This is a genomic window from Tessaracoccus lubricantis (genome assembly GCF_039544535.1).
In the GTDB taxonomy this organism is placed as follows: Bacteria; Actinomycetota; Actinomycetes; order Propionibacteriales; family Propionibacteriaceae; genus Arachnia; species Arachnia lubricantis.
The window spans coordinates 26481-51219 of record NZ_BAABLV010000003.1; the positions used below are offsets into that span (position 1 = coordinate 26481).

Here is a 24739-nt window from a genome sequence, read left to right on the forward strand (position 1 = left end):
CTGGCGAAAGGTCTGAAGAATATGAATCGTACTGCGCGCATGCGAAGCACCGAAGGCATCGAGGGCAAGGACTCCGTGGGTCTGTACCTGGACGCCATTGCCAAGACGCCCCTGCTCTCCGCTGTCGAAGAGGTCGAACTCGCCCGCGCCATCGAGGCAGGGCTCTACGCGCAGAAGATCCTCGACGGTGAGATCACCACCGACGTGGCGGCCACTGAGGAGGAACTGCGCGAGATCGCTGCCGAGGGCGAGCGCACCATCCAGCGTTTCGTGAAGGCCAACCTGCGGCTCGTGGTCTCCGTGGCCCGCCGTTACGGCCGCGCCCAGATGCCGCTGCTCGACCTGGTGCAGGAGGGCAACACCGGCCTCATCCGTGCGGTGGAGAAGTTCGACTACGCCAAGGGCTTCAAGTTCTCCACGTACGCCACGTGGTGGGTGCGCCAGGCCATCTCGCGCGGCATCGCACAGCAGAGCCGCATCGTGCGGCTGCCCGTGCACGTCGCCGAGCAGGTCAACCAGGTATCCGCCACCCGCCGCAACCTCGAACGCGAGCTCGGCCGGGAGCCGGAGATCCACGAGATCGCCGACGAACTGGGCCTCGAGGAGGCACGCATCGTCGACCTCCTGCGCTACTCGCGCGACCACGTCTCGCTCGACGCCCCCGTCGAGTCCGACGGCGACACCGCGCTGGGCGACCTGATCGCCCGCGAGACCGCGCCCGGCCCGGACGAGATGGTGCTCGACGCCGAGGAGCGTGCCCGCCTCGAGGGGATGCTGGCTGACCTCGACGAGCGTTCACAGGATGTCGTGCGCCGTCGCTACGGCCTGCTCGACGGACGGCAGGCGAAGCTGGCCGACATCGGCACGCACTGGGGCATCACCGCCGAGCGGGTGCGCCAGATCGAGCGTGCCGCCCTGGCGACGATGCGCGAATCGCAGGGCATCGCCGCCTGAGCCCACACACCACACGGCCCGTGCCTCTCCCCCAAGGCGCGGGCCGTGTCTCATGCCAGGACCCGGATGAGGCCCTCCTGCGCGCAACTGGCCACGGCCTGACCGCCCTGGAACAGCCTGCCCGTCGCGAACCCTCGGGCGTGCGACGCCGACGGGGAGACCATGTCGTAGAGCAGCCACTCGTCGACGCGCACGGGCCGGTGGAACCACATGACGTGGTCGATCGAGGCGGCCTGCATCGCCGGTGACAGGAACTCCACCTCGTGGGGCACGGTGGTGACGCTCAGCAGCGTGATGTCACTGAGGTAGGCCAGGACGGCGGCGTGGAGCACCGGGTCGTCGGGCATCGCCTGCCGGGTGCGAACCCACGCCCTCATCGAGCCACCCGAGTCGGTTCGGTCCGGGCGGGCCGCCAGCCGCACGTCGAGCGCGTCCCACTCCGACAGCAGCTTGAACGGTGCCCCGAACCGGCGCTGCAGCACCTCGCGCAGCGACGGGCTCGCCTCCGACACGGCGACGTCGGCCGGCGGGGACGCCGAATGGTCCAGCCCCTCCTCCGGCGCCTGGAAGGAGGCCGTCATCATGAATATCTCGCGGTCCCCCTGCCGGGTCACCACCCGACGGTTGCTGAACGTGTTGCCGTCGCGCACCACCTCGACCTCGAAGTCCAGCGGTGCGTCGTTGGCTCCCGGCCGCAGGAAGTACGCGTTGAGCGAGTGGATCCGCCGGTCAGACGCGACGGTGCGGGCGGCCGCCACGAGGGTCTGGCCCAGCACCTGCCCACCGAAGAGCCGCTGCAGGTAGGTCTGCGGATGCGGCCCGCGGAAGCTCGACGCCCCGGTCTGAGTCAGGTCAAACAGGGCGATGAGTTCGGCGACGTCCTTCGGCACGCCGTCCATCGTGCCACATGGCGCTCACTGCGCCTGACGGATCGCCTGACGGATGCGCTTGGCCGACACCGGCACCGCCGTGCGCAACTGCTGCGCGAAGAGGCTCACGCGGAACTCTTCCAGCAGGAACGCGATCTCCTCGACCTCCGGGCGCAGCGGCCCGGGCGGCTGCCGCTCGGTCAGGGCCGCGTAGGCATCCTCGACGTCATACAGCTCGACGGCGACCTTGTCGTCGCGGGCCGGGTTCACCGCCGCGGCCTGCAGCCGGGCGACGGCGGCTTGCGCGTAGCGCGGGAGGTGGGCGTACCAAGGGTCTGGCGTGGCCGAGATGAACCGGTTGAAGAACAGGTTGTCCAGCTGCTGCGCCACGTCGGTGCGGACGGGGTCGGTGGCCGGCATGCCCGCCAGCAGGATCCGTGCCTGGGTGACGAAGGCGAGCGAGTGGGCCGCGGTGTTGACCACCTGGAGCGTGCGGCCCGGGCACTCCTGTCGCACCTCGAGCGCCACCCGCTGGTAGTCGGCCTCGGTGCGCACGCCGTCGAGGGGGCCCTGCTGCAGCGCCAGTTGTTCGCCGGCCTTCAGCCAGGCGTCTGCCAGAAGGTCGGGCACCTTCGGGTACGGGGAATCGGCGAGCGAAAGCTTCTCCGTGCGGCCCAGGTGCGACACCACCCACTTCGTGGGGTCCGGGTTGGTGAGAGTGAGCAGCCTGCGCACGCCGTGGGCGTGCGAGCGGCTGGCCCGCGCGGCGGAGTCGAACACCCGCAGCCCCACGCCGTTGCCCTCGTCGACGAGCGCCGGGTACCCGACCACGCCCTTGCCGACGGTGGTCTCGCGCGGCACGGTGCCGAACGTCCACGCCTTCTGGCCGGTGGCGGCCTGGTCGCCGGCCGACCGGGTGAGCTTGGCGGCCACCTTGGGCGACAGCTTCTGCAGGAGCGAGTCGAGGTCCGTGCCACGGGCCACCTCGCGGCCCTCGTCGAGCACGACGTAGGTGGGGCGCAGGTGCGCGGCCACGGCGTCGGGCGTGAACTGCGACCCCTCGACGACCACGCCGGTGAGCGCGGTGAGTGCGCGGGCCAGCGCGTCGGGGAAGGCCCCCTCGCCCACCTCGCCCCGTTCGTCGAGCCAGGTGAGCGCCCTGGCCGCGAAGTCCGGCGCGGGCACGAAACTGGTGCGCACGGACTTGGGCAGCGAGCGGATCAGCTCGGTGGCCAGCTCGCGACGCAGCCCGGGCACCTGCCAGGAGAACTCGTCGGCGTCGAGCTGGCCCAGCAGTTCGAGGCGCAGCTTGAGCGTCACGCCGTCGCTGCCTGCGCCCGGGTCGAAGGTGTAGTCGATGGGCAGGCGGTGCTCGCCGAAGGTCCACCTGTCCGGGAAGTCGCTGGGCCGCAGCTGGGTGGCGTCGACGATCGCGTCGTCGATCATCAGCAGCGGCCACTGCTCCTTCGGCGTGGCGCGCAGCCACTTGTCGAACGTGGCGCCGGAGACCACGTCGGTGGGCACCCGTGCGTCGTAGAACTCGTACAGCGCCTCGTCGGAGATGAGGAGGTCCGGCCGCCGCATCCGGTCGGTCATCTTCTCGGCCTCGGCCAGGACGGCCCGGTTGCCACGCACCACCGGGTTGGGGGTGTCCCACTCCCCCTCGACGAGCGCGGTGCGCAGGAATATCTCGCGCGCCTCGACGGGGTGGTCCTTGGCGTAGTCGGTGCGGCGCCCGGCGACGATCGGCACGCCGAACAGCGTCAGTCGCTCATTGGCGACGACGCTGGCGGAGCGCTGCGACCACACGGGCTCGGAGACCGTCCGGGTCAGGAGGGGTCCGGCCACGGCCTCGACCCACTCCGGCTTGATGGCGGCCACCGTCCGTGCCCAGAGGCGCGAGGTCTCGACCAGCTCGAAGGCCATCACCAGCGGCGGGATCGACCTGGCCAGCGCAGAGCCCGGCTGGAGCGCGAACTTCGCGCCCCGGGTGCCCTGGTACTCCTGCAGCGGCCGGCGCTTGCCCGGTTCGCGCTTGCCGCGCTGTTCCTCCGCCACGCCGACGTTGGAGAGCAGGCCGCTGAGCAGGCTCGTGAGCACCTGGTCGGTGGGGCCGTGCCCGCGGGTGTCGAGGTCGAGTTCCTTGGCGGCCTCCCGCAGTTGGGAGACGAGGTCCTCCCATTCGCGGAAGCGCACGAAGTTGAGGTACTCCGCCCGGCACATCCTGCGGAACTGGTTGCCCGACAGTTCGCGGCGGCGTGCGTGGAGGTAGTTCCAGATGTTGAGCAGCACCTCGAAGTCGCCGCCCTCCAACGACGCCTTGGGCGCGGGGTCCTTTCGGGTGCCGGTGTGCACCGTGTGGCGTTTGGGCGCGCCGCCGTCGGCCTGCTGGGGCGCCTCGTCGACGCCCCAGAAGCGACGGTGCAGCTGGTCGGCCTGCTGCTGGAACTCGGCCGGGCGTTCCCGCACGTCGGGCACGGTCAGGCCGGCCACGAGCACCAGGACGGTGGCCAGCGTCTTGCGGCGGGCGCCCTCGATGATCATCCTGCCCAGCCGGGGGTCCACCGGCATGCGCGCCAGCATCCGGCCCGTGCGCGTGAGGCGCACCTGCGCGTGGCGGGGCCGGGGGTGGATGGCGCCGAGTTCGCTCAGGACACGCACGCCGTCGTTGATCTGGCTGAGCACCGGGGCCTCGACGAACGGGAAGCCCTCGACGTCGCCCAGCCCGGCCTGCGCCATCAGCAGGATGACGGTGGCCAGGTTCGTCCGCAGGATCTCGGGGTCCGAGTAGCGGGGACGCGCCTCGAAGTCCTCCTCCGAGTACAGCCGGATCGCGATGCCGGGGCCGAGGCGCCCACAGCGGCCGGCGCGCTGGTTGGCCGAGGCCTGTGACACGGGCTCGATGGGGAGCCGCTGCACCTTGGTGCGCGCCGAGTAGCGCGAGATGCGCGCCAGGCCGGTGTCGATGACGTAGCGGATGCGGGGCACCGTGATCGACGTCTCGGCGACGTTGGTGGCCAGCACGATGCGGCGCCCGCTGTGCCCCGAGAACACGCGTTGCTGGTCCGCCGCCGACAGGCGCGCGAACAGCGGCAGCACCTCGAGCCCGGACCCCAGCCCGTCGATCGCCTCCGCGGCGTCGCGGATCTCCCGCTCGCCGGACAGGAACACCAGGATGTCGCCGCCCCCTGGCTCGGTGAGGATCTCCTCGACGGCGCCGACGATGCCGTCGATCTCGTCCTGGCCCTCGTCGAGCGGCCGGTAGCGGGTCTCCACGGGGTAGGTGCGGCCCGACACCTCGACGATCGGCGCGTCGCCGAAGTGCTCCGAGAAGCGGGCGGTGTCGATGGTGGCCGACGTGACCACCACCCTCAGCTCCGGCCGCTTGGGCAGCAGCTGCTTCAGGTAGCCGAGCAGGAAGTCGATGTTGAGGCTGCGCTCGTGCGCCTCGTCGATGATGATCGTGTCGTAGCGGCTGAGCATCCGGTCGTGGGTCAGTTCGGCCAGCAGGATGCCGTCGGTCATCACCTTGATCCGCGTGGCCGCCGTCACCTTGCGGGTGAACCGCACCTGGTAGCCGACGAACTCGCCCAGGCCCACCCCGCACTCGTCGGCGATGCGCTGCGCCACGGTCCGCGCGGCGATGCGGCGGGGCTGGGTGTGCGCGATGTTCTCCCGACCCGCCATCAGGCAGATCTTGGGCAACTGCGTGGTCTTGCCGGACCCGGTCTCGCCCGCGACGACCACCACCTGGTGGGTGCGGATGAGTTCGGCGATGTGCTCCGCCTCCGCAGCGATCGGCAGCTGCGGATCGACGTCGACGGTGGGTGCGGCGGGGGCCTCGGTCATCCGCGCGCGACGAACAGCGGGCACTCCGCGTGGGCCAACAGGCCACGCATGAGGCCGCCCAGCGAGAAGCCGGGGATCCCCGAGTCGCCCACGCCCACCACGAGCAGGTCATAGCCGGCGCTGCGGCTGACGAGTTCGTTGATGGGGCTGTCCGCGGCCACCTCCACGCGGTACTGCACGTCGGGGAACGCCTGGCCCACCTCGTTGGCGATGGCCTCGATGCCGCCCTTGGCGAAGCGCACCTGCTCCTCGAGTTGGGCCGGCGACAGCTTGCGGGCGAACAGCCCGACGGGGGGCTGGATGGCATGCACGATCTCGAGGCGGGAGCCGAGGCGCTGTGCCTGCTGGAAGCCGGCCTGGAGGATCTTCTCGGAACCTGGGCTGGTCTGCAGTCCGACGCCGACGATGCCACGGCCGCCGATGGGGTCCGGGTGCGCGGCGGCCGAGATGACGACGACGGGGCACGAGGCGTTGGCGACCACGGCCACCGAGGTGGATCCGACGAACATGCGCTCCAGGCCGGAGGCGGCGCGGCGGCCCACGACGACGAGGTCCGCCACCTCGGAGAGCCGGGACATGACCCCGCCGGGCGACCCCATGACGACCTCGGTCTTGATCCGGTGTTCGGGTAGGCCCATGCTGAGGGCGACGTCCCTGGCCTGTTCGTTGGCGGTGAGGCCCGCCGACTGGAGCACCTCGGGGTCGTAGACGACGCCCCATGCCCCGGCCATCAGCGTGTCGTCGACGGCGTTGACCAGCAGCAGTTCACCGTCGATGCGCAGCGCGGCGCCGGTGCCGAAACGCACGGCCCGGAGGCCGTCGTCACTTCCGTCGACGCCGACGACGACCAGCGGAGAGGTCTTCTCGTTCATGATGGTCAGCCCTTCTTCGTTCCGGACACGACCCGCCCGTCGATCGACGTGACGGTGATCGCGATCCCGACGGTGTTGTCATCGTCGAGCCAGCTCGTGTTGGCCACCGCGGGATCGGCCAGGCCGCCGGTGCCGCGCACCAGCACCGACCAGCCGATGGCGGTGTCGGGGTCGATCTCGTCGACCTGGAAGGAGAGGCTCCTGCCGTCGGACAGCTTCGCGAGGCTGGACTCGACGTCCGTGTGGAAGACGATGGCCCGGTCCACGACCTGGTAGTTGACGGGGACCACGACGATGCCGTCTGCCCCCTGCCACGCGATGCGACCGACGACGGCCTCGCTCAACAACGCCCAGCACTCCTCACCTTCGAGCCGGGAGAAGTAGGTCACCTGCTGCGGATCGGTCATGGGGAAACTGTATCGCTTGTCAGCCGTTGAACGTGGTACGGCCGCCGAGCTTGCTCGCCAGCGCGTCGTCGATGCCGTCTGCGATCTGCGCCAGGTGGATCAGCGCCTGGTGCAGGTGCGCCGGCACGAACGGCTTGGCGGCCACGGAGACCTGGACGAACACGCGGTCGCGGTGCAGGGCGAAGCGGCCGTAGCGGGCCTCGACGTTGAGGTCGTTGAGCACCTCACAGGCCCGCGACCGGCCCTCCACGTCGTGGACCAGCGCGGAGAACAGCACCAGTTCCGCGGCGTCCGGCGTCGACCGCAGGAACACGATGGTCGACCCCACCCGGATGGCCACGTCGCCCTGCTCGTTGCGCAGCGGAGGGTGCCCGAACGCCTTCGCGAGTTCGTGGTCGACCAGGTTGTCCAGTTCGGTGCGGTTGGCGGGCATGACGGCCACCTGGTCGCGGGTGAGCGGCTTGGGCGTCAGCGGCACCCAGTCGGTCTGGCCCTTGAGGATCTCCGCGAGCTGGTCCGGCTCGAGGAAGACGGGGTGCAGCACCCCGAACACCTCGGACAGCGTCTCGGTGGCGAGCTGCGCCAGCGCCAACGATTCCTCCTGGTCGACGACGGTGTGGAACCGCTGCTCGTCAACCGTGGGTTGATCCCATCCGAGGCGGTGCAGGTCCCCGGCCTGCTGCGCCGTCGGGACGCCGTGCGGCCCCCTCACGTAGGCGGCGATCACGCCCGGCTCGATCATCGAGAACCGGATGCCCGGGAGCTCCTCCTCGGCACCCTCACCGTCCTTCTTGGCCGACGCCACGGAGATCGTGAGGTCTGCGGTGGCGTCCATCACGGAGAGCACCTCGTCGAGACGGGTGGTGAAATCCTCCCAGGCGCCCTGTTGGGTCGCGTCGAAGTCGAAGTCGAAATCCTCGTACCCGGCCACCGGCCACCTCCTTGACCTTCAACCTAGCGCACGTGCGAGGTGAGGCAATCCATTCGGTGCGGCCGGCCCCGGGCAGGGTCACATGCCGACGAGGTCGAGCAGTTCGCCCAGCTCTTCCCTTGTCAGCTCACGAATCTCGCCCACCGGGAGCGTGCCCAGCCGCACCGGGCCGATGGCCGTGCGGGCCAAGCGGTCGACGGGGTGGCCCACCGTGTCGAACATCCTGCGCACGATGCGGTTGCGTCCCTCGTGCAGGGAAACCTCGACGAGCGTCTTGTTGGCGCCGCGCGAGACGAGCTTGACCTTGTCCGGCTTCACCGGGCCGTCGTCGAGGGTGACGCCCTTCTCGAGGCGCTTGAGCGTGCGGTTGTCCATCACGCCGGCCGCCTGCACGGAGTACGTCTTGGGCACCTCGTAGCTGGGGTGGGCCATGCGGTGGGCGAACTCGCCGTCGTTGGTGAGCAGGATCAGGCCCTCGGTGTCGGTGTCGAGCCGGCCGACGTGGAAGATCCGCTCCTTGAGGCGCGGCAGGTAGTCGAGCAGCGTCTTGCGGCCCTCCGGGTCCTCCATGGTCGAGACGACCCCGCGCGGCTTGTTCATCACGAGGTACAGGTGGTGACGCGGCGACGGGATGCGGGAGCCGTCCACCCGGATCGTGTCCTTCTCCGGGTCCACCCGCAGGCCCTGCTCGGTCACGATCCTCCCGTTGACCTCGACGCGACCCTCCTCGATGAGCAGTTCGCTGGCGCGGCGCGAGGCGATGCCGGCGGCGGCCAGCACCTTCTGCAGGCGGATGCCTTCGCCCTGGGGGCTGTCAGGCTGATCGTTCATCTTCGGGTTCCTCCTCCGGCCGGGCCTCGGGCGCCATCGCGGCGGCGAGTTGTCCCAGCTCAGCTTCCAAGGCTACGGCGTCTGGCAACAGCGGCGCCAAGTCCGGCAGTTCCCGCAACGAATTGAGGCCGAGCTTCTGCAGGAACAGCGGCGTGGTGCGAAACGTCATGGCCCCGGTGACGGGGTCCTCCCCCGCCTCGGCGATCAGGCCGCGGACCAGGAGGGTCTTCACCACTCCGTCGACGTTGACGCCGCGCACGCCCGAGATGCGGCCACGGGTCACCGGCTGCAGGTAGGCGATCACCGAGAGCGTCTCGAGGGCGGCCTGCGTGAGGCGCGAGCGTTGGTCGGAGACGAGCCACGCCTCCAGGACGTCGGCGAGCGCCGGGTCAGTGGCGAACCGCCAGCCACCGGCGACGCGCCGCAGCCGGATGCCCCGCCCCTGGTCCTCGTAGAACCCGGCGATGGCCTCGAGTTCGCCGTCGGCCTCCGCGACGGTGAGTCCCAGCGCCGCAGCCAGCTCGTCGGTGGTGGTCGGTTCGGTGGCCATCAGCAGGATGGCCTCGAGGGCGGCCTGGGCGCTCATGCGTCCTCCAGTTCGGGTTGGGGTCCGTAGTCGTCGGTGACCTCGACGGCCGCCTCGTCGCCGGCCGTCCAGCGGATGGTCAGCTCCGCGAGCGGTTCGAGTTGTTCGAGCGCCACCTGCTGGGCGCGGAAGAGCTCCAGGATCGCCAGGAACCGCACCACGACGGTGAGCCGGTCGGCGCCGGCGATCAGCGAGCGGAACGTGGCCGCACCCTCCCGCTTGAGCCGGTCGGCCACGTGCGCGACCTGCTCGGGCACGCTGACGGCGTTGCCGTGCAGGTGGCCGAGGTCGACGACGGGTGCGGGCTTCGGGACCATCGCGGCCGCTGCGAGGCGGGCCACGTCGTCCGGCGTGAGCGGGAGCTCGACCTCTGGCAGCACGCCGCGGAACTGCTCCTCGAGGCCGCCCGGACGCCAATGCGTGGACTCCGCGCCGTCCATGGTCTGCGCCACCCACTCGGCCAGCTTCTTGAAGGCGCGGTACTGCAGGAGTCGGGCGAACAGCAGGTCACGGGCCTCGAGCGCGGCGATGTCCTCGGGGTCGCTGACCTCCCCGCCGGGCAACAGGCGGGCGGCCTTGAGGTCGAGCAGCGTGGCTGCCACCACGAGGAAGGAACTCGTCTTGTCGAGGTCCCAGATCTCGCCGCCGAGCTTGACGTAGGCGATGAACTCGTCGGTGACCGCGCTGAGCGCCACCTCGGTGATGTCGAGTTCCCGCCTCGAGATGAGGTCGAGCAGCAGGTCGAACGGGCCCTCGAAGTTGCTGAGCCGCAGCTCGAAGCCCGGCAGCTCGTCGCGCTGCTCCCCCTGCGCCTTGGCCCTGCTCACTGCTATCTGAGTTCGGCCACGAGGTCGCTGTCGGCCCCGCGGGCAAGGAGGTCTGCCAGCGCGTGCGCGACGGCGACCCGCACGATGCGCCCACGGTCCACGCGGATCCCGTGCGTGCGGCGCAGGTCGAGGTTGGCGTCCTCGAGCGCCAGGAGCTCGTCCTCGCTGAAGTAGACGGTGATCTTGTGGTCGTGGCGCACCCGCCCGCTGGGCACGGGCGACGCCGCGTCCGCCGTCGGCTCGGGCGCCGCCTGCACCTGGGGCTTCGCCCTCGGTTCGGGCTCGGCGGGCTGCCGGGTGGGACGGAACAGCTCCGACGCCCCAGGCAGCTCCGCGCGCTTGGGTTTGCTCACCCCTCGCTCCTCAGCAGCACCTCACGAGCCAACTGGCGGTAGGCGTCGGCACCGGGCGAGGCGGAGGCGTAGGTGGTGATGGGCTCGCCCGCCACCGTCGTCTCGGGGAACTTGATGGTGCGGCGGATGACGGTGTGGAACACCTCGTCGCCGAACGCCTGGACGACGCGCTCGAGGACCTCACGGCTGTGGAGGGTGCGGGCGTCGTACATGGTGCCGAGGATGCCCATGACCGACAGGTCGGGGTTGAGCCGGTCCTGCACCTTGGAGATGGTGTCGGTCAGCAGCGCCACGCCGCGCAGCGCGAAGAACTCGCACTCCAGCGGGACGATGACGTGGTCGCTGGCGGTGAGTGCGTTGATCGTGAGCAGGCCGAGGCTGGGCGCGCAGTCGATGAGGATGTAGTCGTACCCGGAGCGCAGCTTGCTCAGCACGCGCTGCAGCGTCTGCTCTCGTGCCACCTCGCTGACCAGCTGCACCTCTGCAGCGGAGAGGTCGATGTTGCTGGGCAGGATGTCGAGGCCCGGCACGGTGCTCTCGCGGATGACGTCCTGCGGCTCGTACTCGCGGCTGAGCAGCAGGTTGTAGATGGACCGGTCCAGGGTGTGGGGGTTGACGCCCAGCCCGACGGAGAGCGAGCCCTGCGGGTCGAAGTCCACCAGCAGCACCTTGCGGCTGGTCTCGGCCAGCGCGGCGCCCAGGTTGATGGCGGTGGTCGTCTTGCCGACGCCGCCCTTCTGGTTGGTCATCGACACGATGATGGCGTTCTTGGGGCCCGGAGCCGGCGGCTGGGGCTCGGGGAAGACGGGAAGGGGTCGCCCAGTGGGCCCGATCTCGCCGGTATCGACGAGCGTCGACTCGCCGGGTGCATCCGGCACCTGGAACTCCGACTTCTCGAACAGCCCGCTATCGGCCACCGCACTGCCTCCTACTTCTTCGCAAGTGGGGACCAGCCTAGTGGACGCGCCGCTGCCGTTTTCCCCACCAGACCCCGGACAAGGCGGTGGCCTGACCAAGTATGAGTTGGTCAGGCCACCTGGGTGTGGCGGGTGGTGGCGGACCACCTGCCGTGGAAGGGCATCCGGGTATTTCTCACCCACCTCGCCGGGTGGGGTGCTGCGAAGATCAGACTTGCGGCAATTCGAAAGTGGGACTGTCCCTTCCTCGCTCCTCCTCGAAAGGAAGTGCGTAGGACATGTCTACACGCTCGGCGCATGCTTGTCAGCCGAATTGGAAGAATTCACCAGGAGTTTTATCATTTGTCGGCGTGTCGTCACGCCTATGTCAGGTTGCGCCGATAAATGTGACGCGAGCCCGGACCACGTATGAGGTGGTCCGGGCTCATGTGCTCCCGGGCTCTCTCCGGCCCAGCCGCTAGAGTCGATCGGGTGGAAGCGCCCTACCGATATGACCTGATGCCCTTGGAGACCCCTGACGAGAGCCCCGCCTGGGCCGACTACCTCGACGTCTTCCGCTTCGGGTTCCTCCAGACGGCGGCCACCGACGAGGGACTGGCCACGTATCGCACCCACCGGCGGCAGGACGGCGCCTGGCTCGGCCGGGTCACCACGGAGGGGCCGGGCCTCGACGGTCGGCGCGCGGTGGCTGCCTTCGCCTCCGCGCCTTCGACGATCAACTGCGGGCGGGGGCTCGTCGACGCCCTGGTGATCAACACCGTGGCCGTGCGTCCGAGCCACCGCCGCCGGGGCCTCCTCAGCCACATGATGCGCCAACAGCTGGACGCCGCCCGTGACCACGGAAGGGCGCTGGCCACCCTCACCGCGTCGGAGGCGACGATCTACGGCCGCTACGGCTTCGGCGTCTCGACGCACGTCCATCCCATCGAGGTCCGCACCGACCGGTTCACCTTCCGGCCGGATGTGCCGGTCGCCGCGGGATCGATCGAGTTCGTGCCGCCGGCGTTCCTGAAGGACCACTGGCAGCGGCTCACCCGGGCGCACCAGGCGCGCCACCGTGGTGCCGTCGGCCACCTCCACGGCCACTTCCTGATCGACACCGGCCAGTGGGACTCCCGCGACAACGGGCCGGCACGGTCGCTGCGCTGCGCGGTGCACTTCTCGCCCGCCGGCGAGGTGGACGGGTTCGCCCTGTTCACGCCGAACGGTTGGGACGAGGAACCGATCACCGTGACGGTGCGCAAGGTCTGCGCCCCCGATGAGTCGGTTTCCCGCGCGCTGTGGCGGGCGATGGCCGACATGGACCTGGTGGAGCGCCTCAACCTCGATTTCTCCATGCCCGGCGACCCGCTCGCCGCCTCGCTCACCGACCCGTGGGCGGTGCGGACGAAGGAGGGCGACGACCCCGCGTGGCTGCGGATCCTCGACCTGCCCTCGGCCACCGCCCAGCGCGGGTTCGACGGCGAGGGCAGCGTGGTGGTCGAGATCGCCGACGCCATGGGCTACTGCAGCGGGGTGTGGCGCCTCCAGGCCCACGACGGGCACGGCACGGCCGAGCGCTCGGACGATGCACCGGAGGCGGCACTGTCCGTCGACGTGCTGGGCACCATGTGGCACGGCGATCGGACCGCTGCGGAACTGGCCCTCTCCGGTCTGGTCCGCGGCGAGCGGAGTGCGGTGATGCGTCTCTCCCGGCTCTTCCAGGTCGACGAACGGCCGATCAACCTCGCCTCCTTCTGAGCCGGTCAGCGGGCCCGCGGGTGGGCGGCGGCGTGCACCTCGCGCAGGTGTTCGATGGTCACCAACGTGTAGATCTGGGTGGTGGCCACCGACGAGTGGCCGAGCAACTCCTGCACCACCCGCAGGTCCGCCCCGCCGTCGAGCAGGTGGGTGGCGAAGGAGTGGCGCAGCGAGTGGGGTGAGACGTCCGCGTCGATGCCTGCGCCTTCAGCCGCCCGCTGGAGCACCGCCCACGCCGACTGCCGGCTGAGCCTGGCCCCCCGCTGGTTCAGCAGCAGGGCGGGCGTGTGCCTCCTCGCGGCTTGCGCCAGCGCGGGGCGGGCTCGGACGAGATAGGCCGACACCGCCTTGGCCGCGTAGCTGCCGAGGGGGACGACCCGATCCTTGCCGCCCTTGCCGAGCAGCCGGATGCCCCCGTCAGGGTCCGACAGGGCGGCCGTGACGTCGTCGACGTCCAACCCGCAGACCTCGGAGACGCGCGCGCCGGTGCCGTAGAGCAGCTCGAGCAGCGCCGCGTCGCGCAGCCCGGTGACCTCGGTGCGGTCCGGCGCGTCGAGGATGCGGGAGACCTCGTCCACCGAGAGGGCCTTCGGCAGCCTCTGCTCGAGCTTCGGCGGCGACACCTCTGCGGCCGGGTTGGACGGCGCCAGCCCCTCCTCGGCGCAGAACTGGTGGAAGGTGCGCACGCTCACCACGTGCCGGGCAACCGACGAGCGGGCCTGGCCGGCGCTCAGCTCCCGGATGAACTCGGTGATCTCCACGGGCGTGACCTCGCCCACGGAGCGGATCCCGCGCGCCTCCAGGAAGCCGAGGTAGCGCGCAAGGTCCCGGCGGTAGGCGGCCACGGTGTTGGTGGCGAGCCCGCGCTCCGCCCGCACGTGGTTGAGGTAGTCGTCGCGCGCCTGCTCGAGGGCGTTCACGACTCGCGGACGGGCCAGGGGGCGTCGGCGGGTCGCAGCCCCGCCAGCCGGCCCGAGAGACGGGCCGTCTCGAGCGCGAGCACGCCTGCCACCAGCGAGGGCGACTGGCAACGCCCGGCCAGGATCTGGTCCACCAGGTCCTGGCGTGACACCCACGCCCACGTCATGTGGGCCTCCTCGCCGGCGAGCACGAAGCCGTCCGGGCGCGGCGCGGGGCGTACCTCCCGCGCGAGGTAGATCCGCAGCGACTCCGCCGAGGACCCCGGGGTGGTCAGGATGTCGACCAGCACGTCCCACCTGTCCGCGGCCAGCTCCACCTCCTCGGCCAGTTCGCGTTGCGCACTCAGCACGAAGTCCTCGCCCTCGACGTCCAGCAGCCCGGCCGGGATCTCCACCAGTTCGAGGCCCACGGGGTGGCGGTACTGGCGCAGCACCGCGATCTGGTCTGTGGCCTCCTGCCAGGCGACGACGGCCACCGCCCCCGGGTGGGTGATGAACTGGCGGGTGATGAGCTCACCCGAGGGGGTGTCGACCTGTTCCTCGACGAAGGAGGTCACCTTGCCCGAGGCCAGGACCTCCCGCCCACGGACCGGCCACTTCATCGGCTCGTCGACGCGCATGCGCTACCCCTTCCGTGCCGCCAGCGCGGCTCCGATCAACCCGGCGAAGAGCGGGTGCGGCTTCGTCGGGCGCGACTTCAGCTCGGGGTGCGCCTGCGTGCCGACGTAGTACGGGTGCACGTCCTCAGGCAGTTCCACGAATTCGACCAGTTGCGAATCCGGTGACGTGCCCGAGACCACCAGGCCCGCCTCCTCGCGGCTGGCCCGGTAGCCGTTGTTCACCTCGTAGCGGTGGCGGTGGCGTTCCTCGACCCTGGCCACACCATAGACCCTGCGCACGACAGTTCCGTCGCGCAGCTCCGCCGGGTAGGAGCCGAGCCGCATGGTGCCGCCGAGGTCGCCCCCGCCGTCGACGATGTGGCTCTGCTCCGCCATGGTGGCGACCACGGGCTCGGGGGTGGCGGGGTCGAACTCCGTCGACGACGCCCCGGCCATGCCCGCGAGGTTGCGGGCGGCCTCGATCACCATGCACTGCATGCCCAGGCAGAGGCCGAGCGTGGGGATCCGGTGCTGACGGGCGTGGGTGAGCGCGCCGAGCTTGCCCTCCACGCCGCGGATGCCGAAGCCGCCCGGGACGCAGACGGCGTCGACGCCGGCCAGCGCCTCGGCGGCACCGTCGGGGGTCTCGCAGTCGTCGGAGGCGACCCAGCGCAGGTCGACGGCGGCCCGGTGCGCGAAGCCGCCGGCCCGCAGCGCCTCGGACACCGAGAGATAGGCGTCGGGGAGGTCGACGTACTTGCCCACGAGGGCCACCGTGACCCGCTGCTGCGGGTGCTGCACGCGGCCGAGCAGGTCGTCCCAGGCCCTCCAGTCGACGTCGCGGAACGACAGGTTGAGCCGGCGCACCACGTAGGCGTCGAGGCCCTCGGCGTGCAGCACGCGCGGGATCGCGTAGATGCTGGAGGCGTCGGCGCAGCTGATCACCGCCTCCTCGTCGACGTCACACATCAGCGCGATCTTGGCCTTCATCCCAGCCGGGATCTCCTGCGAGGAGCGGCACACGATGGCGTCGGGCTGGATGCCCACCTGCCGCAGCGCAGCCACCGAGTGCTGCGTGGGCTTGGTCTTCAACTCCGCCGCGGGCTTGAGGTACGGCACCAGCGAGACGTGCAGGAAGAAGACCCGGTCACGGCCCACCTCGTGGCGCACCTGACGGGCGGCCTCCAGGAACGGCAGCGACTCGATGTCGCCGACGGTGCCGCCGATCTCGTGGATGACCACGTCGACGTCCGGGCCGGCCATGCCGAGCATCCGGTCCCGGATCTCGTCGGTGATGTGGGGCACCACCTGGACGGTCTGGCCGAGGTACTCGCCGCGCCGCTCCCGCGCGATGACGGTCGAGTAGACCTGCCCTGTGGTGACGTTGGCGCTGCGGGTGAGGTTGCGGTCGAGGAAGCGTTCGTAGTGGCCGATGTCGAGATCGGTCTCCGCCCCGTCCTCGGTGATGAAGACCTCGCCGTGCTGGAACGGGTTCATGGTGCCGGGGTCGACGTTGAGGTAGGGATCCAGCTTCTGCATGGTGACGCGGAGCCCGCGCCCGATCAGCAGCGTGCCGAGGCTGGCGGCCGTGAGGCCCTTGCCGAGCGAGGAGACGACGCCCCCGGTGACGAAGACATGACGCGTGGAATTCGTTGCTTGCACGGAACTCCAGCCTAAGGGGCCCAGATTTCCGTTTCGTTACGGCGACGTCACGACTTGCCCGGTGCCGGCCTCCTCGGCCTCGATCCGGGCCCAGTGGCGCGCCCGGCCGTCGCCCCAGGCGGCGCCGAGCACCACCCAGCAGTAGAGCCCGACGGCGATCCACCAACCGGCGTGCACGGGGTCGTGTTCCTCCCCCAGGAACATGACCTGCAGGTCCCAGGCCGCGCCGCCCAGCAGCTCACCGACGATGACGACGAGCGGGTACGCGAACGCCGCGGCCAGCGCCGCGCGCACCAGCCCGAGCACCGCCAGCAGCAGGGCCGGCGCCGCGAACAGGAGGATGCGCTCGTCCATCCAGGCCGGGACGTACAGCTCCGAGCCCCATTCCAGGTGCGCCGTGTGCCAGACCCAGAACAGCAGCACCACCGCCAGACCCACGAGGATCCGGTCCAGGTACCGCTGCACTCCCCCGAGGAGCCGTGCGGCCATCGATGTTTCCCCCTACCGGGCAGCTTGTGCGAGCAGCTCCTGCGCGTGCTCGATCCCCTTCGTCGATGAGGAGGCGCCGCCCATCATACGGGCGAGTTCCGCGGCGCGCTGGTCGTCGGTGAGGAGTCGCACACCCGAAGTGGTCACCTGACCGTCGGACTCCTTGGCCACCACGAAGTGCGCGTCCGCGAAGGCCGCCACCTGCGCCAGGTGCGTCACGACGATGACTTGGCTGTGGGCGGCCAGCCGCTGCAGCCGCCGCCCGATCTCGAGGCCGACGGCGCCGCCGACGCCGGCGTCGACCTCGTCGAACACGTAGGTGTGGTGCGCCCCGGCGTCGGCCAGCACGACCTCGAGCGCGAGCCGGACCCGCGAGAGCTCGCCGCCGGACGCGACCTTGCCGAGCGGCGCGGGTTCCGAGCCCGGGTTGGCGGTGAACAGCAGCTCGATGCGGTCGGCGCCGTGCGGGCCGATGGGCGCGTCGGTCACGTCGAAGCGGAGTTCGGCGTGCGGCATCGCCAGCGCGGCCAGCTCCGACCTGACCTGCTCGGCCAGGTCCTCGGCCGCGGCGCGCCGGGCCGCTGAGATCGCCGCCGCATCCGCCGCGAGCGCGGCGTCGAGTTCGGCGATGCGGGCACGGAGCACCTCGATGCGCTCGTCGCTGCCCACCAGTTCGCCCAGCCGCGCAGCGGAGGACTCGGCCCAGGCCAGGACCTCGTCGACGGTGGTGCCGTACTTGCGGGTCAACCCGGCCAGCGCACCCCGCCGCTGCCCCACCGCCTCGAGCCGCAGCGGGTCAGCCACGAGGTCGTCGACGTAGCCGGCGACGTCTGCGGCCAGCTCGCCGGCGAGCATGGTGAGCTCGACGGCGCGGCCGGCCAGTGCGGCGGCCGCCTCGTCACGGCCTGCCAGCGCCGTGAGTGCCTTGCGCGCCTCCCCGGCCAGGGCCACTGCGCTGGGCGCGTCGTAGTCGGTCTCGGAGCCGCTGAGTGCTTCGTGCGCGGTGCCGGCGAGGCTGCGCAGCTCGTCGAGGTCCATCAGCTTGGCCTGCTCCGCGGCCAACGCGTCGTCCTCGCCCGGTTGCGGGGCCACCGCGGCGATCTCGTCGAGGCCGAAGCGGAGCATGTCTGCCTCGCGGGCGCGGGCCAGGGATTGCTGCTCGAGTTCCTGCAGTTCCGCGGCCGCGGCCCTGCGTTCGGCGAAGTTGGCCCGGTAGCGCTCCAGCTGGGCCGGCTTCGCGTGGGCGTCGAGGAGTTCGCGTTGCCTGTCCGGGCTGGACAGCCTCATCTGCCCGGACTGGCCGTGGATGGTGGCGATCTCGCCGATGACGTCCGCCAGCGCGGAGATCGGCACCCCGGCGCCGCCGACGACCGCCCGCGATCGGCCCTGCGCCGACACCTGCCGCAGCGTGACGAGTTCGCCGTCCTCCGCGTCGCCGCCCAGCTCGCGGACCCGGGCGGCCACGTCGTCGGGCACCTCCCAGCGCCCCTCGACGACGGCGCGCTCCGCGCCGCGTCGCACGATGCCGGCGTCCCCTCGGCTGCCGAGGAGGTGGCCGAGGCCCGAGACGATCATGGTCTTGCCTGCGCCTGTCTCGCCGGTGAGCGCGGTGAGGCCGGGACCCAACTCGAGCTCGGCCTCGTCCACGACGCCGAACGCCGTCATCCGCAGGGCGCTCAGCATCACTTCTCCGTCTGCTTGCGCCACCCCTGCACGGGCAGCGCGAACTTCTTCACCAGGCGCGTCGTGAACGGCTGTTCCCGCAGGCGCGCCAGGCGCAGCTTCGCGTGGAGTTGCGTGACCTCGATGACCTCACCGTCGGCGACCTCGTGGCTGCGGCGCCCGTCGCACCACAGGATGCCGCTGGCCTGGAGGTCGGGGATGATGTCGAGCCGCACCTTCGACGACGGGCTGAGCACCATCGGACGGTTGAACAGCGCGTGCGCGGCGAGCGGCACCACGAGCATGGCCTTGACGTCGGGCCACACGACCGGGCCGCCGGCCGAGAAGCCGTAGGCGGTGGACCCCGTGGGGGTGGACACGAGGACGCCGTCGCAGCCCCAGCGCGACAGTGGACGCTCGTCGATGCTGACCAGCACGTTGAGCATGCGCTCCCTGGCCCGCTTCTCCAGCGACACCTCGTTGACCGCCGCCGACGTCCAGGTGACCCGCCCGTCCTGGTCCCTGACCTGCACCTCGAGTGCGAGGCGTTCCTCCACCTGGTAGCGGCGTTCCGCCACCACGGTGGCCAGTTCGTGGAGGTCCGACGGTTCGAGTTCCGCGAGGAAGCCGACGTGGCCGAGGTTGACGCCGAGCAGCGGCACGCCCAGCGGCAGGGCCCACTCGGCTGCGCGCAGGATCGTGCCGTCGCCGCCGAAGACCACGGCCAGTTCCGCCATGCGGCTGTCGAGCGCCTCGAACTCGACCTCCGGCGCCACCCTGTCGGCGATGCGCTGGAGGTCGTCGTCGAAGACGAGGAAGTCGAAGCCCATGGCGTGGAGGTCCGCCATGAACGCGATGGCGTTGTCGAGGGCCTCCTCCCTGTCCGGGTGGACGAGGACGGCCACGGTTCGTTTGGTCACCTGCCCAGCCTAGCGAGTCAGGTGGACGAAGTACTCGACGTTGCCGGTGGCTCCGGGCAGTTCGCTCACGCCCCGCCAGCGCTGCCGCCACCCGAGCGCCTCGGCATCGGCGACGACGGCGTCGACGGCCTCCGCACGGAGCCGCTCGTCGCGGACCACCCCGCCAGAGCCCAGCCGCTCCCTGCCCACCTCGAACTGCGGTTTGACGAGCAGCAGCGCCTCCCCGTCGTCGCGCAGCACGCTCCACAGTGCGGGCAACAGAAGCCGGAGCGAGATGAACGAGACGTCGCCCACAACGCGGTCGACGGGGAGGCCGTCGAGGTCGTCGAGCGTGAGGTCGCGGAGGTTGAGCCCCTCACGCACGCGGACGCGGGGGTCGGCGCGCAGTTCGGGGGCCAGTTGGTCGTGTCCAACGTCGACGGCGTACACCACGTCGGCGCCCCGCTCGAGGCACACCTGGGTGAAACCGCCCGTGGAGGCCCCGGCGTCGAGCACGCGGCCACGGATGTCCACCCCGGAGCCGGCCAGGGCGCCCAGCAGCTTGTGGGCCGCGCGCGAGACCCAGAGTTCGGCGCGGGCCGTCAGTTCGTCGTCGGTGCCGATCCTGGCCGACGCCTTCGTGGTGGTGGCACCGTTCACGGCCACACGACCTTCGGCGATCAGAGTGGCCGCGTGGGTGCGGGAGCGGGCGAGGCCGCGCTCGACGAGGGCGACGTCGAGTCTCACCGGGCGACGCCGGGGATGCCCAGCTGCGCGAGGGTCGGGTCGTTGTTCAGCACGGCCTGCAGGACGGACTGTGCCTCGGCCAGCTTCGCGGTCTGTTCCTCGAGCGGCAGGTGGTCGAGGTGGTCGAGCCCGGCCATCACCTCACCCACGAGTTCCGTGCGGCGCACGTCTGCGGGCGCGGCGCTGCGCGGCGTGGGCGCGTCGGTCATCGCAGGGCGTCCAGCGAGTTGAGCACGGCGGTGATGTCGACGTCGAAGCGCCACTTCGCCTGCAGGCCTGCCCACAGCGCGTCGAGCTGCTCGTCGCGCGTGAGGGGGCGGGTGGAGAGGTAACCGACGCCCTCGGTGAAGTCGACCTCCTGGTAGCCGCAGATGTAGCGCTGGCCCTGGAACTCGGCCTCCCGCTTGGGTTCCAGCAGGGCGCTGGCGTCGAAGCCGATGTGCGTGGGGCGGTACTCCGGCGCCGCCTCGGCGAGGTCGGCCTTGCCGTGGGCGCCGGTGAACACGAACAGCGAGTCCATGCCGACGATGTTCGCGCCGAGGATGTCGGTGTCGGTGCGGTCGCCCACGAAGATCGGGTTCTTGGCGCTGAGCCGCAGCACCGTCTCGTCGAGGAGGGGCCGGTACGGCTTGCCGGCGATCTTGGGGTCGATCGCCACACAGTTGCGCACCACCTGGAGTTGCGAGCCCAGACCGGGCACGATGCCACGCTCGGACGGCCGGGTGAGGTCCGGGTTGGTGGCGTACCAGACGGCGCCCCGCTGGATGGCGAGCGCGGCGTCCTCGAGCCGCGGCCACTCGATGGTGGGGTGGTAGCCCTGCACCACGGCCATCGGGTCCTCGTCGAGCGAGTGGACGACGGTGAACCCGGCGCCGGCCAGTTGGTGCGCCAGCGCGTTGGTGCCGACGGCCAGCACCCGGGCGCCGGCGGGCAGGTCTGCCGCCAGCATCCGGAGCGTGGCCTGGGTGGAGTTGACCACGTCGGCCTCGGTGGCGCGGATGCCGAGTTCCTCGAGGTGCACCGCGACTGCAGCCGGGGTGCGGGCGGCATTGTTCGTGACGAAGCCCAGGTGGGTGCCCCGCGACCGCAACTCCTCGAGCGCCTCGGGAATGCCCTCGACCGCGTACGGGCCGAGGTAGATCACCCCGTCGAGGTCGAACAGCGCTGCGTCGTAGTCAGCGGCAAGGGCCTTCATCGATCGGTCTCCTCCGTCGTCGGGTCCCCCAGCGTATCGGGCCGTCTGTCGTCCTCCTCGCCGGGTGCGGCTTCGACGGCGTCCGGTCCATCGACGACCGGAGCCTCCACCGCGGAGAAATCCTCCTGCACGTCGAGGTCATCCTCGGGTGTTTCCAGGTCGGCTTCGTCGTCCGCTTCGTCGTCAGCGAAATCGTCGTCGAAGTCGTCGTCGTCGAGGTCATCGTCATCGTCGAGATCGTCGTCGTCGAGGTCGCCCGTCTCGTCTTCCTCGGCAGCCTCCTCGTCGGAGAACTCGTCGTCCTCGTCCTCGAAGAAGTCGGGGAGGGTGATGCCGTCGATGGCGGCCAGCCGCTCCGCGGTGTCGAGATCGCCGTAGCGGTCGAGCTCTGCGGCGGACGCGAACCATTGGCGGGCGCCGGCGCTGTCGCCGTTCTCCTCGAGCAGGTTCGCGAGGGCGTACTGCAATCTGGCCTGTGCCTGCGGCGGGCCCACCTTGCGGGAGATCGCGGCCGTGAGCAGTCGCTCGGCCTCTTCACGCTGGCCCAGGTCGTCGCGGATGCCTGCCTCGACGAGGAGGCACTCGATGTGCAGGTTGACGTCCGGATGCTTCGGGTTGAGTTCCTGGAGCACCTCGAGCGCGTCGCGGTGACGGCCCAGGGCGCGTTCGCAGTCGGCGATGAGCGGGATGAGCTCGTCGCCACCGGACATCCGGCGGATGGCGCGGAACTCACGCAGGGCGACGGCGAACTCGCCGGCGGCGTAGGCCGTTTCGGCGGCGGCTTCGCGGACGATCGGCAGGCGGCCCGCACGGCGCCGGGCGGCCTCGGCGTGGCGGAAGGCCAGGTCGGGGTCGACGTCGATCAGCTGGCCCGCCGCCCAGATGTGCGCGGCGACGGTGTCGGCCAGGTCCTTGGGGAGCCCCTTGAGTTCCGCCTTCACGCCGGGGTGCAGCTGCGAGTCGTCGAACTCCAGCGGCGTCGGGGGCTCGTCCGCCCGCGGCGCCGTCCCGGGGCGGTGCACGCGCTCTTCGCGCTCCTCCCTGCCCCAGCGGTCGTCATCGCGACGGGGACCGCGGCGGTCGTCGTCCCGACGGGGACCACGGCGATCATCATCGCGACGGGGACCACGTCGGTCGTCCCGGTCACCCCAGCGCGGTCCCTGAGCCGAGCGCGAGGAACGAGCCTCGGACGAAGGGCCCCCGAACCGGTCATCACGAGGACCACGGCGATCATCGTCGCGACGGGGACCACGACGGTCATCATCGCGACGGGGACCACGTCGGTCGTCCCGGTCACCCCAGGTGCGACGATCTCCCTCGGCGCGGGGACCACGACGGTCATCATCGCGACGCGGGCCGCGACGGTCGTCCCGGTCACCCCAGCGCGGTCCCTGAGCCGAGCGCGAGGAACGAGCCTCGGACGAAGGGCCGCCGAAGCGGTCATCGCGACGGGGACCACGTCGGTCGTCGCGGTCGCCCCAGCGGGGTCCCTGAGCCGAGCGCGAGGAACGAGCCTCGGACGAAGGGCCCCCGAACCGGTCATCACGAGGGCCGCGACGGTCATCGTCGCGACGCGGGCCGCGACGGTCGTCCCGGTCGCCCCAGCGCGGTCCCTGAGCCGAGCGCGAGGAACGACCCTCGGACGAAGGGCCGCCGAACCGGTCATCACGGGGACCACGACGGTCGTCCCGGTCACCCCAGGTGCGACGATCACCCTCGGCGCGGGGGCCGCGACGGTCGTCCCGGTCACCCCAGCGGGGTCCCTGAGCCGAGCGCGAGGAACGACCCTCGGACGAAGGGCCACCGAACCGGTCATCACGGGGACCACGACGGTCGTCCCGGTCACCCCAGGTGCGACGATCACCCTCGGCGCGGGGACCACGACGATCATCATCCCGCCGCGGGCCGCGACGGTCATCCCGGTCACCCCAGCGCGGTCCCTGAGCCGAGCGCGAGGAACGAGCCTCGGACGAAGGGCCCCCGAACCGGTCATCACGGGGACCACGGCGGTCGTCCCGGTCACCCCAGGTCCGGCGCTCCCCACCCTGACGAGGGCCGCGACGGTCGTCGTCGCGTCGGGGTCCGCGGCCGCCTCGCGGCGCGCCGTCACCCCGCGGGGCCCGGCGTTCGTGGTCGTTGCCGTCGCGCCCGCGGTTTCCCTGGCCTTCGTCCGGTGTGGAGTTGTCAGTCATAGGGTCCATCATCCCAGCCGGAGGGCTGTTCTCCCAAGTTTCCGGGGCATTGCGCAATGGGGAGGCCGGCGCGTGGCCGATCCTCCCAGCTGCCGGCCCGGCCCGCCGCTACTTGTAGAGCGGCTTGTCGTTCTCGAAGCGCTCGTCGATGGTCTGCAGCAGCATCGCGTCGACCTCGACGTCGGTGATGGGGGTGCCGTCGCTGGACCCGAACCAGGCGCGGGCAGCCTCGATGATCTGGGCCACCGCCTCGTCCTCCGACAGCTCGGAGGTGTCCACCACCAGTGGTAGCTGTCCTCCGCCGCCCAGTTCTCGCCGTAGTAGCGGCGAACGAATCGCGTCTTGGTGTCGGTGTCACGGTCCACCATCTCCCGCGCGACCCCCTGGGACACCCGGCTGTCTTCCACCACCCGGCGGACGCGTTCGTCATCGGGCGCCGTGACGAGCACGTTGAAAACGTCCGAATGACCCTTCAGCGCGGCGAAACCGCCCCGCCCGAGGATGACCACGTCGTGGCGGGCGGCCAGCGTGACGAGTGTCTTGTTCATCCACTGGATGGTCATCGCGGTGTTCTCGTTGAACAGGTCGAGCAGTGTCGGCGGCTTGTCGTAGAGGTCCCTGAGGGCGATCAGGCCGTATTCGCTGATCACCCCGTCGACGAAGGCTCGATCGGCGAATTTCCAGCCCAGCTCCTGGGCCACCCGTTCGGCGATGCGGCCGCCGTAGGAGCCCAGCTTGCGGGAAACGGTGATGGCACTCATGTCAGTCCTCCTCGGGAGCAGCGCACGGCAGTGGCAACTTCCCTGCCAAGTCTACGTCCGGGAGTATGGGCAGGGATCGAAAGCGTCACTTGCCCACGAGCACGGTGGGCGAGCAAACCCCCTGAAATGCAACAAACCCCCTGAACCAGGTTCAGGGGGTTTGTATGTAAGAAGTCCGGCGGCGTCCTAGTCTCCCACGAGGTCCCCCTCGCAGTACCATCGGCGCAGAGAGGCTTAACTTCCGGGTTCGGGATGGGACCGGGTGTTTCCCTCTCGCTATGGCCACCGAAACACTATGGGTGATAGTGATCGGATCCGACACATACTCAAGATTGTTGAGTTGTTCACGGTTTCCCGACCGTATCCCGAGAAACCTCACAGTGGACGCGTAGCATCTTTGTAGAAAAGACAAGCCCTCGGCCTATTAGTATCGGTCAGCTCCACACATTGCTGTGCTTCCACATCCGACCTATCACC

24 protein-coding genes, 1 rRNA gene and 1 pseudogene are annotated in these 24739 nt (G+C 70.7%); 2 read left to right on the top strand and 24 right to left on the bottom strand.

Translation table 11 applies throughout. The annotated features are described in order from the left end of the window. The first annotated feature begins 21 nt into the window (after positions 1 to 21). Complete coding sequence (locus tag ABEA30_RS00665; RefSeq protein ID WP_345577475.1) at positions 22 to 954, top strand: sigma-70 family RNA polymerase sigma factor; 933 nt, start codon at positions 22 to 24, stop codon at positions 952 to 954. A gap of 50 nt (positions 955 to 1004) precedes the next feature. Here the strand turns inward: ABEA30_RS00665 and ABEA30_RS00670 are convergent, their stop codons facing one another. From ABEA30_RS00670 to ABEA30_RS00715, 10 genes are all read right to left on the bottom strand, one after another. Further along, complete coding sequence (locus tag ABEA30_RS00670) at positions 1005 to 1853, bottom strand: acyl-CoA thioesterase (protein ID WP_345577478.1); 849 nt, start codon at positions 1851 to 1853, stop codon at positions 1005 to 1007. Between the two features lie 15 nt (positions 1854 to 1868). After that, positions 1869 to 5672, bottom strand: coding sequence for an ATP-dependent RNA helicase HrpA (hrpA, locus tag ABEA30_RS00675; protein ID WP_345577481.1), 3804 nt, complete (start codon positions 5670 to 5672; stop codon positions 1869 to 1871). Then, positions 5669 to 6544 (bottom strand): universal stress protein, encoded by an 876-nt coding sequence (locus tag ABEA30_RS00680; protein ID WP_345577484.1) that lies wholly within the window; start codon positions 6542 to 6544, stop codon positions 5669 to 5671. Before ABEA30_RS00680 ends, hrpA begins: the two co-directional genes overlap by 4 nt. A 5-nt stretch (positions 6545 to 6549) precedes the next feature. Further along, entirely contained in the window at positions 6550 to 6951 is a 402-nt protein-coding gene (locus ABEA30_RS00685) for a pyridoxamine 5'-phosphate oxidase family protein (RefSeq protein ID WP_345577487.1), read from the bottom strand. Positions 6952 to 6970: 19 nt separating this feature from the next. Next, a complete protein-coding gene (locus tag ABEA30_RS00690) occupies positions 6971 to 7882 on the bottom strand; it encodes a T3SS (YopN, CesT) and YbjN peptide-binding chaperone 1 (protein ID WP_345577490.1) in 912 nt (303 codons plus the stop codon). A 78-nt stretch (positions 7883 to 7960) separates the two neighbouring features. Then, positions 7961 to 8713 carry a pseudouridine synthase gene (locus ABEA30_RS00695; RefSeq protein WP_345577493.1) on the bottom strand — a complete coding sequence of 251 codons (753 nt, stop codon included), beginning with the start codon at positions 8711 to 8713 and terminating at the stop codon, positions 7961 to 7963. Beyond that, positions 8697 to 9299 carry an SMC-Scp complex subunit ScpB gene (gene scpB, locus ABEA30_RS00700; RefSeq protein ID WP_345577496.1) on the bottom strand — a complete coding sequence of 201 codons (603 nt, stop codon included), beginning with the start codon at positions 9297 to 9299 and terminating at the stop codon, positions 8697 to 8699. The genes ABEA30_RS00695 and scpB overlap by 17 nt, the downstream gene beginning before the upstream one ends. Continuing rightward, on the bottom strand, positions 9296 to 10126 hold the full coding sequence (locus tag ABEA30_RS00705) for a segregation and condensation protein A (protein WP_345577499.1): 831 nt from the start codon (positions 10124 to 10126) through the stop codon (positions 9296 to 9298). The genes scpB and ABEA30_RS00705 overlap by 4 nt, the downstream gene beginning before the upstream one ends. 2 nt (positions 10127 to 10128) lie before the next feature. Beyond that, positions 10129 to 10479: a hypothetical protein gene (locus ABEA30_RS00710; RefSeq protein WP_345577502.1), complete on the bottom strand. Its 351-nt coding sequence runs from the start codon at positions 10477 to 10479 to the stop codon at positions 10129 to 10131. Continuing rightward, entirely contained in the window at positions 10476 to 11396 is a 921-nt protein-coding gene (locus ABEA30_RS00715) for a ParA family protein (protein WP_386084992.1), read from the bottom strand. The genes ABEA30_RS00710 and ABEA30_RS00715 overlap by 4 nt, the downstream gene beginning before the upstream one ends. A 471-nt stretch (positions 11397 to 11867) precedes the next feature. Between ABEA30_RS00715 and ABEA30_RS00720 the strand changes: the two genes are divergently transcribed. Then, on the top strand, positions 11868 to 13136 hold the full coding sequence (locus ABEA30_RS00720; RefSeq protein WP_345577505.1) for a GNAT family N-acetyltransferase: 1269 nt from the start codon (positions 11868 to 11870) through the stop codon (positions 13134 to 13136). Positions 13137 to 13141: 5 nt separating this feature from the next. On the opposite strand, the gene xerD is transcribed toward ABEA30_RS00720, so the two are convergent. The 14 genes and pseudogenes from xerD to rrf form a co-directional block, all read right to left on the bottom strand. After that, positions 13142 to 14056 carry a site-specific tyrosine recombinase XerD gene (gene xerD / locus ABEA30_RS00725; RefSeq protein ID WP_345577508.1) on the bottom strand — a complete coding sequence of 305 codons (915 nt, stop codon included), beginning with the start codon at positions 14054 to 14056 and terminating at the stop codon, positions 13142 to 13144. Continuing rightward, on the bottom strand, positions 14053 to 14676 hold the full coding sequence (locus ABEA30_RS00730; RefSeq protein WP_345577510.1) for an NUDIX hydrolase: 624 nt from the start codon (positions 14674 to 14676) through the stop codon (positions 14053 to 14055). The genes xerD and ABEA30_RS00730 overlap by 4 nt, the downstream gene beginning before the upstream one ends. A 3-nt stretch (positions 14677 to 14679) precedes the next feature. After that, complete coding sequence (locus ABEA30_RS00735) at positions 14680 to 16317, bottom strand: CTP synthase (protein ID WP_345577513.1); 1638 nt, start codon at positions 16315 to 16317, stop codon at positions 14680 to 14682. Between the two features lie 36 nt (positions 16318 to 16353). Further along, positions 16354 to 16806 carry a hypothetical protein gene (locus ABEA30_RS00740; RefSeq protein WP_345577516.1) on the bottom strand — a complete coding sequence of 151 codons (453 nt, stop codon included), beginning with the start codon at positions 16804 to 16806 and terminating at the stop codon, positions 16354 to 16356. 12 nt (positions 16807 to 16818) lie between these two features. Then, positions 16819 to 18489, bottom strand: a complete 1671-nt coding sequence (gene recN, locus ABEA30_RS00745; RefSeq protein ID WP_345577518.1) for a DNA repair protein RecN — start codon at positions 18487 to 18489, stop codon at positions 16819 to 16821. Beyond that, positions 18489 to 19388: an NAD kinase gene (locus ABEA30_RS00750; RefSeq protein WP_345577521.1), complete on the bottom strand. Its 900-nt coding sequence runs from the start codon at positions 19386 to 19388 to the stop codon at positions 18489 to 18491. The genes recN and ABEA30_RS00750 overlap by 1 nt, the downstream gene beginning before the upstream one ends. A 9-nt stretch (positions 19389 to 19397) precedes the next feature. Further along, positions 19398 to 20114, bottom strand: a complete 717-nt coding sequence (locus tag ABEA30_RS00755) for a TlyA family RNA methyltransferase (protein ID WP_345577524.1) — start codon at positions 20112 to 20114, stop codon at positions 19398 to 19400. Beyond that, complete coding sequence (locus ABEA30_RS00760; protein ID WP_345577527.1) at positions 20111 to 20323, bottom strand: hypothetical protein; 213 nt, start codon at positions 20321 to 20323, stop codon at positions 20111 to 20113. Before ABEA30_RS00760 ends, ABEA30_RS00755 begins: the two co-directional genes overlap by 4 nt. Next, entirely contained in the window at positions 20320 to 21309 is a 990-nt protein-coding gene (locus tag ABEA30_RS00765) for an HAD-IIA family hydrolase (protein WP_345577530.1), read from the bottom strand. The genes ABEA30_RS00760 and ABEA30_RS00765 overlap by 4 nt, the downstream gene beginning before the upstream one ends. Further along, positions 21306 to 22331 (bottom strand): tetratricopeptide repeat protein, encoded by a 1026-nt coding sequence (locus ABEA30_RS00770; RefSeq protein ID WP_345577532.1) that lies wholly within the window; start codon positions 22329 to 22331, stop codon positions 21306 to 21308. The genes ABEA30_RS00765 and ABEA30_RS00770 overlap by 4 nt, the downstream gene beginning before the upstream one ends. Beyond that, positions 22247 to 23227: a hypothetical protein gene (locus ABEA30_RS00775; RefSeq protein ID WP_345577534.1), complete on the bottom strand. Its 981-nt coding sequence runs from the start codon at positions 23225 to 23227 to the stop codon at positions 22247 to 22249. The genes ABEA30_RS00770 and ABEA30_RS00775 overlap by 85 nt, the downstream gene beginning before the upstream one ends. 382 nt (positions 23228 to 23609) lie before the next feature. After that, positions 23610 to 23783, bottom strand: a complete 174-nt coding sequence (locus tag ABEA30_RS00780) for a hypothetical protein (protein WP_345577537.1) — start codon at positions 23781 to 23783, stop codon at positions 23610 to 23612. 14 nt (positions 23784 to 23797) lie between these two features. Then, positions 23798 to 24262, bottom strand: a pseudogene (locus ABEA30_RS15890) (cytidylate kinase-like family protein); the annotation flags it as partial. Positions 24263 to 24435: 173 nt separating this feature from the next. Continuing rightward, positions 24436 to 24552: ribosomal RNA gene (gene rrf / locus ABEA30_RS00785) — 5S ribosomal RNA — on the bottom strand. Positions 24553 to 24739: the final 187 nt, after the last annotated feature.